Here is a 13,090-nt window from a genome sequence, read left to right on the forward strand (position 1 = left end):
TGCTCATGCGGCGGTGCCCTCCTCGTCGGTGGCGGCGGTGGTGTCGGTGTCGTCGGCGGGGGTGGGCTCGTAGACGAGGACGGCCCGGTTGCGCGGGTGCAGGCGGGCCTGGGCGACGGCCTGCACCTCCTCGGCGGTGACGTCGAGCACCTTGGGGAGGGCTTCGTTGAGCAGCTTCGGGTCGCCGAAGAGGACGGCGTAGCGGCAGAGTTCGTCGGCGCGGCCGGCGACGGTGGTGAGCCGGTCGAGCCATTCGCGCTCGATCTGGGCCTGGGCGCGCTCAAGTTCGGCGGCGGTGGGGCCTTCGGCGGCGAAGCGGGCGAGCTCCTCGTCGACGGCGGTGTCGATCTGCTCGACGGTGGCGTCGCCGGAGGTCTTGACGTCGAGCCAGCCGAGGCTGGGGGCGCCGGCGAGGCGGAGCAGGCCGAAGCCGGCGGCGACGGCGGTGCGGTCGCGGCGGACGAGGCGGTTGTAGAGGCGGCTGGACTCGCCGCTGCCGAGGATGGTGAGGGCGAGGTCGGCGGCGTCGGCCTCGCGGGTGCCGTCGTGCGGGAGGCGGTAGGCGGCCATCAGGGCGCGGGAGGGGACGTCCTCGCGGATGAGTTCGCGCAGTTCGCCGCCGATGGTGTCGGGCAGGGTGCCGTCGCGCGGGGGCTGTTTGGCGTCGTGGGCGGGGATGGTGCCGAAGTACTTCTCGACCCAGGCGATGGTCTGCTCGGGGTCGATGTCGCCGACGACGGAGAGGACGGCGTTGTTGGGCGCGTAGTAGGTGCGGAAGAACGTGCGGGCGTCCTCCAGCGTGGCGGCGTCCAGGTCGGCCATCGAGCCGATGGGGGTGTGGTGGTAGGGGTGGCCGTCGGGGAAGGAGAGCGCGGTGAGCTTCTCGAAGGCGGTGCCGTAGGGGACGTTGTCGTAACGCTGGCGGCGCTCGTTCTTGACGACGTCGCGCTGGTTCTCCATCGAGGCGTCGTCGAGGGCGGCGAGCAGCGAGCCCATCCGGTCGGCCTCCAGCCAGAGGGCGAGCTCCAGCTGGTGGGCGGGCATGGTCTCGAAGTAGTTGGTGCGCTCGAAGCTGGTGGTGCCGTTGAGCGAACCGCCTGCGCCCTGGACGAGCTCGAAGTGGCCGTTGTTCGAGACGTTGGCGGAGCCCTGGAACATGAGGTGCTCGAACAGGTGGGCCAGGCCGGTACGGCCCTTCACCTCGTGGCGGGAGCCCACGTCGTACCAGAGGCAGACGGCGGCGACCGGGGTGAGGTGGTCCTCGGAGAGGACGACGCGCAGGCCGTTGGCCAGGCGGTGCTCGGTGATGGCGATGCCTCGGGTTGAGGCGGGGGCCGGGTTGGCCATGCGCTCGGGTCCTTCCCGTCGTCGATGTCGGGGGTTCGTGTGGCGTCCCCATTGTGGTGCAACGCGCGAAGGGCGCGGATGTGTCCGCGCTGGCGGGGCGTTCGCCAGGGGCGGAAGAGGGGCGGCGGCGGGGATTGTCTGCGGGAGGGTCCACAATGGGGGCGCTGAGCCGTGATCCGAAGCAGAGCAGAACCGCAGACGCAGACAAGACGCAAGGGAGCCCCGCCGCGATGGCCCGCCGCAGTTCGCAGACCCCGCCGCCCGGAGATTTCGAGGAGCGGATCCTCGACGTCGACGTCGTGGACGAGATGCAGGGCTCCTTCCTGGAGTACGCCTACTCGGTGATCTACTCGCGCGCGCTGCCGGACGCGCGGGACGGTCTGAAGCCGGTGCACCGGCGGATCCTGTACCAGGCCAACGAGATGGGACTGCGCCCGGAGCGGGGGCACGTGAAGTGCGCCCGCCTGGTGGGCGAGGTGATGGGCCGGCTGCACCCCCACGGTGACGCGTCGATCTACGACTCGGTCGTCCGCATGGCGCAGCCGTTCTCGATGCGGCTGCCGCTGATCGACGGCCACGGGAACTTCGGTTCGCTGGGCAACGACGACCCGCCGGCCGCGATGCGCTACACCGAGTCGCGGCTGACGGCCGCGTCGATGGCGATGGTGGAGTCGATCCACGAGGACACGGTCGACTTCGGTCCGAACTACGACGGCAGCGAGCAGGAGCCGATCGCGCTGCCGGCCGCGTTCCCGAACCTGCTGGTGAACGGCGCGACGGGGATCGCGGTCGGCATGGCGACCAACATGCCGCCGCACAACCTGTCCGAGGTGGTGGCGGCCGCCCGGCACCTGATCAAGCACCCGAACGCGGACCTGGACACGCTGATGCGGTTCGTGCCCGGTCCGGACCTGCCGACGGGCGGGCGGATCGTCGGCCTGTCGGGGATCCGGGACGCCTACGAGTCGGGCCGCGGCACCTTCAAGATCCGGGCGACGGCGACGGTGGAGGCGGTGACGGCCCGCCGCAAGGGCATCGTGGTCACCGAGCTGCCGTACAACGTCGGCCCGGAGAAGGTGATCTCGAAGATCAAGGACCTGGTCAACGCGAAGAAGCTGCAGGGCATCGCGGACGTCAAGGACCTCACCGACCGCGAACACGGGCTGCGGCTGGTGATCGAGGTGAAGAACGGCTTCGTGCCGGAGGCGCTGCTGGAGCAGCTGTACAAGCTGACGCCGATGGAGGAGACCTTCGGCATCAACAACGTGGCGCTGGTGGACGGCCAGCCGCTGACGCTGGGTCTGAAGGAGTTGCTGGAGGTCTACGTCGACCACCGCTTCAACGTGGTGCGCCGGCGCAGCGACTTCCGCCGCCGCAAGCGCCAGGAGCGGCTGCACCTGGTCGAGGGCCTGCTGGTGGCGCTGGTCGACATCGACGAGGTCATCGCGATCATCCGGTCCAGCGACAACGCGGCGCAGGCGAAGGAGCGCCTGATGGAGCGCTTCTCGCTGTCGGAGACGCAGACGGCGTACATCCTGGACACCCCCCTGCGGCGGCTGACCCGGTTCGACCGGGTGGAGCTGGAGGAGGAGCAGGCGAAGCTGACCGCGGAGATCGCGGAGCTGACGGAGATCCTGGAGTCGGACGCGCGGCTGCGCAGCGTGGTGTCGGGCGAGCTGGGCGCGGTGTCGAAGCAGTTCGGCACCGAGCGGCGGACGGTGTTGCTGGAGGCGGGCGCAGCGCCGTCGGCGGCGCTGTCGGTGCCGCTGGAGGTGGCGGACGACCCGTGCCGGGTGCTGCTGTCGTCGACGGGTCTGCTGGCGCGGACGGCGGACGGCGAGCCGTTCGAGCTGTCCGAGAAGCGGGCGAAGCACGATGTGATCGTGTCGGCGGTGCCGGCCACGGCGCGGGCGGACGTGGGCGTGGTGACGTCGGCGGGCCGGGTGCTGCGGCTGCCGGTGATCGATCTGCCGGCGCTGCCGCCGACGCCGTCGCCGACGCTGGCGGGCGGTGCCGCGGTGGACGAGTTCCTGCGTCTGGAGGCGGGTGAGCGGGTGCTGGCGCTGACCACGCTGGACGAGTCCTCGCCGGGGCTGGCACTGGGCACCGTGCAGGGCGTGGTGAAGCGGGTGGTCCCGGAGTGGCCGGCGAACAAGGACGAGTTCGAGGTGATCGCGCTCAAGGAGGGCGACGAGCTGGTCGGCGCGGTGGAACTGCGCACGGGTGAGGAGGACTTGGTCTTCATCACCTCGGACGCCCAGCTGCTGCGCTATCCGGCGGGCCAGGTCCGTCCGCAGGGCCGGCCGGCGGGCGGCATGGCGGGGATCAAGCTGTCGGACGGTGCCCGGGTGCTGTCGTTCACCGCGGTCGATCCGGCGGCGGACGCGGTGGTCGTCTCGGTGGCCGGTGCCTCGGGCACGCTGACCGGCGAGGCGCAGTCGACGTGGAAGGTCACGCCGTTCGAGCAGTACCCGCGCAAGGGGCGGGCCACCGGCGGTGTCCGCTGTCAGCGCTTCCTGCGCGGTGAGGACGCACTCTCCTTCGCCTGGGCGGGCGCGGCGCCGGCCAAGGCGGCGTCGGCCAAGGGCGCGCCGGTCGAGCTGCCGGAGCGGGACCCGCGGCGGGACGGCTCGGGCACGCCCGTGACGGCGCCGATCGCGGTGGTGGCCGGCCCGGCGTAGCGGCGCCCGGTACGGGTTCGCGGCCCGCGGCGGGACATCTCCGGGTGGTCCGCCGCGGGCTTTTCGGTACGGGTAGCCTTTCCTGCGTGAGCACGTGTGCGACGTTGTCGCGGGAGCTGTCCGAGCCGCTTGCCGCCACCGCGGCGACCGCCACCACCTGGCTGCTGGTGGAACAGAACGGTCCGTGGGGGGCGAAGGCGCTGGGTGAGAGCCATCTTGACGCTGCGGTGGGGCGGGCGCTGGAGGCGGCCGCCGCCGGGACCGGGGTGCGGGTGGCACTGATCCGCCGGCCCGGGCGGCACGCGGACTGCCTGCCGGCCGCGCGGCACGAGGTGCTCGTGGCGCACGCGGTGCCGGGCCGGAGCTGGGTGCGCCGGGCGGCGGTGGCCGATCCGGCGGAGTTGCTGGAGCTGGACTTCGAGGCGCTGGGCGCCGGTGATCACGGCGGGTTCGGCGCCGAGCACGTGGGCGGGCCGATCGCGCTGGTCTGCACGAACGGGCGCCGGGACCGCTGCTGCGCGCTGCTGGGACGGCCGCTGGCGGCGGAGTTGGCGACCGCCGGGCACAGCGAGGTGTGGGAGGTGACGCACCTCGGCGGGCACCGCTTCTCCCCCACGATGCTGGTGCTGCCGTACGGCTACGCGTACGGGCGGCTGACGGCGGGGAGCGCCAAGGACGTGCTGGCGGCGACTGCGGCCGGGCACATGGTGCCGGAGTGGTCGCGGGGCCGCTCGGGCTGGGACCGTCCGGGCCAGGCGGCCGACCATGCGGTACGGGTGGCCACCGGGGAGACCGCGGTGGACGTGCTGACGGTGACGCAGCGGTCGGCGGGCGAGGGGCGCTGGCTGGTCGGGGTGGTGCACGAGGACGGCCGCGTCTGGGAGGTCGAGGTGGTCGAGGGCGTGAGCGAGCCGGCCCGGCCGGAGAGCTGCGGCAAGGCGGCGGGGACGCCGTCGCGGATGGACGTGACGGCGGTGCGGCAGGTGGCGTAGCCGGGGCGCCGGTCCCGGGCGCGTGCCGGCCTCGCACCGCGACGGCCCGGCACCGCGACGGCCTCGCACCGCGACGGCCCCGCGGGACAACGGCTCCTCGGTGCAACGGCCCCGCGCCCGTGGGGGTGGGCGCGGGACCGCCGGTGAGGTGAACGGCCCCGCGCCCGCTGTCCGGGGTGGCGCGGGGCCGTTCCGTCGGGGGCGGCTCAGCCGGTGGCGGCCTTGCCGACGAACTCGGTGGTGTAGGTGCGGGCGAGGTCGATCGTGGCCTCCTTGCCCCTGACGTCCGGGTGGAACGCCGCGAGCACGGCGAGCACCGTCCCGGGGCCGTCGGCCGGCATCACCCCGTCGGTGGTGAACATCGGCAGCGTCGCCTTGATCGCGGCCGCGTACTGCTCGGCCCCGCCCTGCGCGTAGTCGGCGGGCATCTTCGCGGCGATCTCCTCCGGGGTGTGGCTGGACATCCACTTGAGGGTCTTCACGAAGGCGTTGGCGAGCTTCTGGGTGGTGTCCTTGTTCTTCTCCACCCAGTCGGTCTTCATGTAGAGCGAGGACGACGGGTAGAGCCCGCCGAGCGCGTCGCGCGAGCCCTGCGGGGTGCGCATGTCGTAGAGGATCTTGCCGAGACCCTTGTCCAGCACGGTGGCCACCGTCGGGTCGGTGGTCATGCCGGCGTCGATGCTGCCCTGCTGGAGGGCTGCGATGAAGGTCTGGCCGGCGCCGACCGCGATCGGGCTGAACTCGCTGACGGCCGTGCCGTTCTTGACGGCGAGGTACTTGGTGAGGAAGTCGGTGGAGGAGCCGATGCTGGTGACGCCGAGCTTGCGCCCCTTGAAGTCGGCACCGGACCCGATGGCCCCGGCCTGCTTGGTGGAGACGATCTCGACCTCGCCGGGGGCCTGCGAGAACTGGACCACGGACTCGACGTTCTTGCCCTTGGCCTGCAGGTCGATGGTGTGGTCGTAGAAGCCGACCGCGCCCTGGACGTCGCCGGCGAGCAGCGCCGTGGTGGCGTTGACGCCGGCGGGCTCGCTCAGCAGCTCGACGTTGACGCCGGCCTCGCCGAAGTACCCGAGGCGCTGGGTGAGCATGGCGGGCAGGTAGATGACCTTGTCCAGGCCGCCGACCATGATCTTGACCTTGGGGCCGTCGACCTGCTGCCCGGCCGGGACGGCGGCGGCGTGGGAGGCGGAGGCGGCGTCGTTGGCGCAGGCGGTGAGGGGGAGCAGCAGGACGGCGGCGAGGGCGGTGGCGGCGGCTCTGCCGGTCGGGTTCGGGCGCATGGGTGGGGGCCTCTCTGCGGAGGGACGGGGCGGAGGGATGGAGGGGGCGGAGGGTGGGCGGGACGGTGACGGTCGCGGGGTGGGGGTCAGCGGCCGTCGCCGGAGTCGGCGGGCTTCCAGCGGAACAGCTTCTTCTCGGCGAAGGTCAGCAGCCCCTCGGTGAGTAGCGCGACGACGGCCAGGATCGTCATCGCGGCGTACACACCGGCCGCGTTGAAGGTGCCCTGGGCAGCCGCGACGAGCAGGCCGAGGCCCTTGGTGGCACCGATGTACTCGCCGACGATGGCGCCGATCAGCGCGAAGCCGAAGCTGACGTGCAGGCTGGTGAAGATCCAGGTGGTGGCGGCGGGGATGACCACCTGCAGGGTGACCTTGCGGTTGTTCGCACCCAGGATGCGGGCGTTGGCGACGAGGTTGCGGTCCACCTCGCGGGCGCCCTGGAAGGCGTTGAAGAAGACCGGGAAGAACACCAGCACGACGGCGGAGGCGACCTTGGAGGCCGGGCCGAGGCCGAACCAGATCAGGAAGATCGGCGCCAGCACGATGCGCGGGATGGCGTTCAGCACCTTGATGTAGGGCCCGAACACGTCGGCCAGGAAGCGGATCCGGCCGAGCGCGATGCCCAGCAGCACGCCGCCGGTGACACCGAGCACCCAGCCGCTGAGGGCCTCGTAGAGGGTGTAGCCGATCTGTTCGGCGAGCGAGCCCTGGGCGGTGCCGTGGGTGATCCACTGCCAGATCTGCGCCCAGATCCGCGACGGCTGGGAGAAGTTGAACGGGTCGACGACCTCGGTGCGGGCGCAGAGTTCCCAGAGGCCGAGGAAGGCGAGCAGGACGGCGACCCGGGCCCCGTGGACGCTCAACCTGCGGTTGCGGGCGGCCCGTTCGCGGGCCTCGGTACGGCTGGCGGGGGCGGCGGCCGGGGGCTTGGCCGCGGCCACGGTGGTCTCAAGCGGCACGACCCGCTCCTCTCTCGCGGGTGATGCGCACCTCTTCGCCGAGCGAGGCCCAGATCTCGCGGTACAGCTCGACGAACCGCGGCTCCAGCCGGACGGCCTCCACGGTGCGCGGGCGGGGCAGGTCGACGGTGAAGACCTCCTTCACGGTGGCCGGGCCGGCGGTCATCACGACGACCCGGTCGGCCAGCGCGATGGCCTCGTCCAGGTCGTGGGTGACGAAGACGACCGACGAGCCGGTGCCGGCCCAGAGCTCCAGCAGTTGGTCGGACATCAGGGCGCGGGTCTGCACGTCGAGCGCCGAGAACGGCTCGTCCATCAGCAGGATCCCCGGGTCGTTGACGAAGGTCTGGGCCAGCGCGACCCGCTTGCGCATGCCGCCGGAGAGCTGGTGGGGGTAGCGGTCCTCGAAGGCGGCCAGGCCGACCCGGGCCAGCCAGTCGCGGGCCCGTTCCCGGGCCTCGGCGGCCGGGACGCCGCGGAACCGCGGGCCGGCCGCGACGTTGGACAGGACGGTCCGCCAGGGGAAGACGGCGTCCTGCTGGAAGACGAAGCCGACCTGCGGGTTGATCCCGCCGACCGGCTCCCCGTACACCCGGACGTCGCCCTCGGTGGGCTCCTCCAGGCCGCTGACCAGCGTCAGCGTGGTGGACTTGCCGCAGCCGGTGGGGCCGACGACGGCGACGAACTCGCCCTGCGCGACGGTCAGGTCGAGATCGCGGACGGCGGTGTGCAGCGCCCCGGACGGGGTTCGGAAGCGCTTGGTGGCGCCGCTCAACTCGATCGCGGGAGCCGGCGTCGGATCCGGCACCGGGGTTGTGCGCATGTGACCTCCCGGGTCTGTGCTTGCCCCGGGAGGCTAGGAGCGGGCCGGGCGGCGGCGGGAGCCTTCTCGGCGTAGTGCGGGTTCTCCGCGTTGAGGGGTGTTCTGCTCGTTTTGCTTCCGCTACAACAGCGGGGACGCGGCTGACAGGAGCACCTCGGAAACGTAGGGTGTGCCGACCACAGGGCCGACCACAGGAGAGGAGGCCCCGGATGAAGCACCCCCGCCGCCCCCGCCGGGTCTTCGCCCAGCTCCTGCTGAGCCAGACCGTCGTCACCGTCGGCGTCACCGTGGTGACGGCCGGGCTGTTCCTCGCTCCGGTCAGCTCCGAGCTGGACCACGACGCGATGCAGCGCGCGCTGTCGATCGCCCAGGCCACCGCAGGCGACGAGACGATCGCCCGGGCCGCCGAGGCCCGCGACTCCGCCACCGCGCAGCGCAACGCCGAGGAGATCCGGCTGGCCACCGGCGCCAGCTTCGTCGTGGTCACCGACGTGGACGGGATCCGGCTCTCGCACACCGACCCGGGCCGGATCGGCCAACGGGTCTCCACCGACCCCGAGCCCGCGCTCAGCGGCCGCAGCATCACCGCCATCCAGGAGGGCACGCTGGGCCGCACGGCCCGCGGCAAGGTGCCGCTGCGGATCGCCGACGGGCGGATCGTCGGCGAGGTGTCGGTCGGCATCAGCGACGACTCGATCCGGCGCCGGCTGCTGAAGATGCTCACCGGCATCCTGCTCTGCGCCGGCGCCGGCCTCGCCGCCGGCACCGTCGCCACCCTGGTACTGGCCCGGCGGATGAAGCGCCGCACCCACAACATCGCGCTGGCCGACATCTCGGCGCTGCTGGTGGAGCGCGAGGCCATGCTGCACGGCATCCGCGAGGGCATGGTGGCGCTGGACGAGCACGGCCGGATCCGACTGGCCAACGACGAGGCGGTACGTCTGCTCGGCCTGCCCGCGGGCAGCGCCGGCCGGCCGATCGACGCAGTGCTGCCGCCCGGGCGGCTGGCCGACGTGCTGGCCGGGCGGATCGCCGGCACCGACCTGCCGGCCGTCCGGGACGACCGCGTGCTGGTGGTGAACCGGATGACCACGGCCGAGGGCGACGCGGTGGTGACCCTGCGCGACCGCACCGAGCTGGAGTCGCTGGTCCGCGAGCTGGACACCACCCGCAGCCTCACCGAGGCGCTGCGGGCCCAGGACCACGAGCACGCCAACCGGATGCACACCCTGCTCGGCCTGCTGGAGCTCGGCCGGCACGAGCAGGCCGTGGAGTTCATCTCCGAGCAGTCGGGCTCGCACGCGGCGGTCGCGGCCCGGATCGCCGAGCAGGTCCAGGACCCGCACGTGGCCGCGCTGCTCGCGGGCAAGACCGCGGTGGCCGGCGAGCGCGGCGTCCGGCTGGCGGTCACCCCGGCCACGCACCTGCCGGACGCGGTGGTGGACGCCCGGGCGTTGGTCACCGTCCTCGGCAACCTGGTCGACAACGCCGTGGACGCGCTGGCGCCGGGCGGCGGCCGGGTGGAGGTGGTCCTGGCCGCGGCCGGCGCCACCCTGGTCGTGGAGGTCTCCGACAGCGGCCCGGGGGTTCCGGAGGGGCTGCGTGAACGGGTCTTCGAGGAGGGGTGGAGCAGCAAGGACGCGCCCGCTCACCGGCCGCGCGGGCTGGGGCTGGCCATGGTGCGGCGGCTGGTCGAGCGGACCGGCGGCCGGATCGTGCTGGACGCGGGGCCGCTCGGCGGGGCCCGGTTCACCGTGGAGCTGCCCGAGGCCCTGCACACCGCGGCTCTGCCCGGCGCGGGCCCGGACGCCCGTGAGGGCCATCGGCCCGCCGGACCGCTCGTGGAGGCGTGATGATCGACGTACTCGTGGTGGACGACGACTTCCGGGTGGCCGACGTGCACGCCGCGTACGTGGCCAAGGTGCCCGGCTTCCGGGTCACCGGCACCGCGCACTCGGCCGCCGAGGCGCTGGCCGCCCTGGAGCGGCGCCCGGTCGACCTGCTGCTGCTCGACCACCACCTGCCGGACGAGACCGGCCTCGCCCTCGTCCGGCGGCTGCGCGAACGGCAGGTGGCCTGCGACGTGATGATGGTGACCGCCGCCCGGGACGTCTCCACCGTGCACGCGGCCATGCAGCACGGCGCCCTGCAGTACCTGGTCAAACCGTTCACCTTCGCCGGTCTGCGGGAGAAGCTCGTCGCCTACGCGCAGCTGCGGCACGCGCTGGCCGGACCGGCCGCCCGCGAGGCCGGCCAGGACGAGGTGGACCGGCTGTTCGCCACCCTGCGCAGCGCGGCGGCCCCGGCGGCCGCACTGCCCAAGGGGCACTCGGCGCCCACCACCGACCTGGTGCTCGGGGTGCTGCGCCGGGCCGGCCGGCCGCTCTCCGCCCAGGAGGTCGCGGACGCCACCGGGCTGAGCCGCTCCACCGCGCAGCGCTACCTCAAGCAGCTGGAGCGCGACAGCCGGCTGCGGCTGACCCTGCGCTACGGCGACACCGGCCGCCCCGAGCACCGCTACGGGCTGGCCGCCCGCAGCTGAGCCGGGAGCCCGGCCGGCGGTGACGGCCCGGGTGCGCCGGCCTCCCGGAGCGGAGCCCGAGCCGGACCCGCCGTGGACGCACCGCACCCCGGCGGTCCTGGGACCACCGGGGTGCGCGCCTGCGGGGTGTTCGGCTCAGGCCGCCCCGGCTCCGGTGAGGGAGCGGACCTCCAGCTCGGCGTAGCGGTCCGCGTCGGCCGGCTCGGGCGAGGTGAGGGTGCCGATCCAGCCGGCCAGGAAGCCCAGCGGGATGGAGACGATGCCGGGGTTCTCCAGCGGGAACCAGTGGAAGTCCACCCCCGGGAAGAGCGCCGCCTTGCTCCCGGAGACCACCGGGGAGAAGGCCACCAGCAGCACCGCCGGGACCAGCCCGCCGTACACCGACCAGACCGCGCCGCGGACGGTGAACCGCCGCCAGAACAGGCTGTACAGCAGCACCGGCAGGTTGGCCGAGGCCGCGACCGCGAAGGCCAGGCCGACCAGGAAGGCGACGTTCATCTGCTGGGCGAAGAGGCTGAGCGCGATCGCGACCGCCCCGATCACCACCGCGGCGATCCGGGCCACGCCGACCTCCTCGCGCTCGGTGGCGCCCCCGAGTACGTGCTCGCCGCGTGCCCGTCCCCCGCGCGTCCTCCGGGAGGCCGGCACGGCGGCCCGGCGACCGCCGCGACGCGGACGGCCGCGCCAGGCGCCCGCCCAGATGTCGTGCGCGAAGGCCGCCGAGGAGGCGAGCGTCAGACCGGCCACCACGGCCAGGATGGTGGCGAACGCGATCGCCGAGATCAGCGCGAACAGCACCACGCCGCCGGTGCTCCCGTTTCCGCCGCCCAGCACCAGGGCGAGCAGCGGCACGGCGGTGTTGCCCGCCGGGTTCGCTTGCCGCACCTCGGCCGAGCCGACCAGCGCGGTGGCGCCCAGGCCGAGCGCGATGGCCATCAGGTAGAAGCCGCCGACCAGCCCGATCGCCCACATCGTGGAGCGCCGCGCGGCCCGTGCGGTGGGTACGGTGTAGAAGCGGGAGAGGATGTGCGGCAGGCCGGCGGTGCCCAGCACCAGGGCCAGTCCGAGGCTGAAGAAGTCCAGCCGGCTGGTGCCGCTCGCGCCGTACTTGAGCCCCGGCTCCAGGTACCGCCGCCCGGCGCCGCTGTGCTGCGCGGCCTGCCGCATCAGCTCGGCGACGTCGCCGTGGAAGCGCACCATCAGCAGCACGGTGAGCAGCACCGAACCGGCGACCAGCAGGACGGCCTTGACGATCTGGATCCAGGTGGTGGCCCGCATGCCGCCCACCGTGACGTAGACGATCATCAGGCCGCCGACCGCCACGATGGTCCAGGTCCGCGCTCCGGAGCTGTTGGTGCCGAGCAGCAGGGCCACCAGGCTGCCGGCGCCGACCATCTGGGCGACCAGGTAGAAGAGCGTGACGACGACGCTGGCGCCGCCGGCGGCCGCCCTGACCTTCCGCCGGCGCAGCCGCAGCGCGAGCACGTCGGCCAGGGTGTACCGGCCGGCGTTGCGGACGAGCTCGGCGACGAGCATCAGCACCACCAGCCAGGCGACCAGGAAGCCGATGCTGTAGAGCACGCCGTCGTAGCCGTAGAGCGCGATCAGCCCGGCGACGCCGAGGAAGGAGGCGGCGGAGAGGTAGTCGCCGGAGAGCGCGAAGCCGTTCTGCAGCGGGGTGAAGTCGCGCCCGCCGGCATAGAAGTCCTCGGCGGCGCTGCCGCGGCGGCCCACCCAGACGGTGATGGCCAGGGTGACCAGGACGATCACGGCGAACAGTGCGATGGCCAGGTCGTGGTGGTCCCCGGTGGGGGCGACGGGCGGCGGGGTGGCGGTCCTCATCGCAGCTGGTCCTGGGTGTCCCAGCGCAGCGACAGGGCGGCGCGGTCGCGCTTGGTGCGGGCGTTGCGGGCGTAGAGCCAGGTGAGCAGGAAGGTCGTGGCGAACTGCATCAGGCCGAGCAGCCACGCCACGTTCACCGGGCCGGCCACCTGGCTGCGCATCACCGCGGGGGCGACCGCCTGGGCGGCCACGTACATCAGGTACCAGCCGAGGAAGGCGCCGCCGGCGGGGAACACGAACGCCCGGTAGCCGCGCTTGATCTCCTGGAACGCCTCACTGGCCTGGACCGCCCGGTACACCTCGGTTCTGCTGTCGGCGGCCGGCTCGGTCTCCTCGGCGAGGGGCCGGAGCCGGGCGGGCGGAACGGGGTGGGCGGACGCCACCGGCTGGGCGGCCCGGACGGGCTGCACGGGTCCGGCGGCGGGCCGGACCGGCACCGGCCGGCCCGGCTCGGCCACCGAGCGGTCGTGCTGTGGCATCCGCCGCGCGGCCTCGGGCTCCGGCCGTTCGGCCCGGGGTGCGCCGGCGGGAGCGGCCCACCAGCCGAAACGCTGCCCCTGCCCGGGACTGCTCGTCTGCTGCTGTGGCACTGCTGCTCCTGGACCGGGGGGTGTGCTGACC

10 protein-coding genes are annotated in these 13,090 nt (G+C 73.5%); 4 read left to right on the forward strand and 6 right to left on the reverse strand.

All coding sequences use genetic code 11. From position 1 onward, the window contains the following. Positions 1 to 3: 3 nt before the first annotated feature. Positions 4 to 1,347 (reverse strand): M16 family metallopeptidase, encoded by a 1,344-nt coding sequence (locus tag ACF9IK_RS11360; protein ID WP_395294114.1) that lies wholly within the window; start codon positions 1,345 to 1,347, stop codon positions 4 to 6. A gap of 230 nt (positions 1,348 to 1,577) precedes the next feature. Between ACF9IK_RS11360 and ACF9IK_RS11365 the strand changes: the two genes are divergently transcribed. Further along, complete coding sequence (locus ACF9IK_RS11365) at positions 1,578 to 4,028, forward strand: DNA gyrase/topoisomerase IV subunit A (RefSeq protein WP_395294115.1); 2,451 nt, start codon at positions 1,578 to 1,580, stop codon at positions 4,026 to 4,028. 86 nt (positions 4,029 to 4,114) lie between these two features. Next, entirely contained in the window at positions 4,115 to 5,020 is a 906-nt protein-coding gene (locus ACF9IK_RS11370) for a sucrase ferredoxin (RefSeq protein ID WP_395294116.1), read from the forward strand. 206 nt (positions 5,021 to 5,226) lie between these two features. Here ACF9IK_RS11370 and ACF9IK_RS11375 read toward each other — a convergent pair whose 3' ends face one another. From ACF9IK_RS11375 to ACF9IK_RS11385, 3 genes are all read right to left on the reverse strand, one after another. Further along, positions 5,227 to 6,303, reverse strand: coding sequence for an ABC transporter substrate-binding protein (locus ACF9IK_RS11375; RefSeq protein WP_395294117.1), 1,077 nt, complete (start codon positions 6,301 to 6,303; stop codon positions 5,227 to 5,229). 86 nt (positions 6,304 to 6,389) lie between these two features. Next, positions 6,390 to 7,262: an ABC transporter permease gene (locus tag ACF9IK_RS11380; RefSeq protein WP_395294118.1), complete on the reverse strand. Its 873-nt coding sequence runs from the start codon at positions 7,260 to 7,262 to the stop codon at positions 6,390 to 6,392. After that, complete coding sequence (locus tag ACF9IK_RS11385; RefSeq protein WP_395294119.1) at positions 7,252 to 8,085, reverse strand: ABC transporter ATP-binding protein; 834 nt, start codon at positions 8,083 to 8,085, stop codon at positions 7,252 to 7,254. The genes ACF9IK_RS11380 and ACF9IK_RS11385 overlap by 11 nt, the downstream gene beginning before the upstream one ends. Before the next feature lie 209 nt (positions 8,086 to 8,294). On the opposite strand from ACF9IK_RS11385, the gene ACF9IK_RS11390 reads away from it, so the two are divergent. Beyond that, positions 8,295 to 9,938, forward strand: coding sequence for an ATP-binding protein (locus ACF9IK_RS11390; protein WP_395294120.1), 1,644 nt, complete (start codon positions 8,295 to 8,297; stop codon positions 9,936 to 9,938). After that, the gene (locus ACF9IK_RS11395) at positions 9,938 to 10,627 is read left to right on the forward strand and encodes a response regulator (protein ID WP_313765782.1); all 690 of its coding nucleotides are present in this window, start codon (positions 9,938 to 9,940) and stop codon (positions 10,625 to 10,627) included. The genes ACF9IK_RS11390 and ACF9IK_RS11395 overlap by 1 nt, the downstream gene beginning before the upstream one ends. Positions 10,628 to 10,762: 135 nt before the next feature. Here ACF9IK_RS11395 and ACF9IK_RS11400 read toward each other — a convergent pair whose 3' ends face one another. After that, on the reverse strand, positions 10,763 to 12,469 hold the full coding sequence (locus ACF9IK_RS11400) for a solute symporter family protein (protein WP_395294121.1): 1,707 nt from the start codon (positions 12,467 to 12,469) through the stop codon (positions 10,763 to 10,765). Next, positions 12,466 to 13,059: a DUF485 domain-containing protein gene (locus ACF9IK_RS11405; RefSeq protein ID WP_395294122.1), complete on the reverse strand. Its 594-nt coding sequence runs from the start codon at positions 13,057 to 13,059 to the stop codon at positions 12,466 to 12,468. Before ACF9IK_RS11405 ends, ACF9IK_RS11400 begins: the two co-directional genes overlap by 4 nt. Positions 13,060 to 13,090 lie beyond the last annotated feature (31 nt).

The organism is Kitasatospora hibisci, from assembly GCF_043950205.1.
GTDB lineage: Bacteria > Actinomycetota > Actinomycetes > Streptomycetales > Streptomycetaceae > Kitasatospora > Kitasatospora hibisci.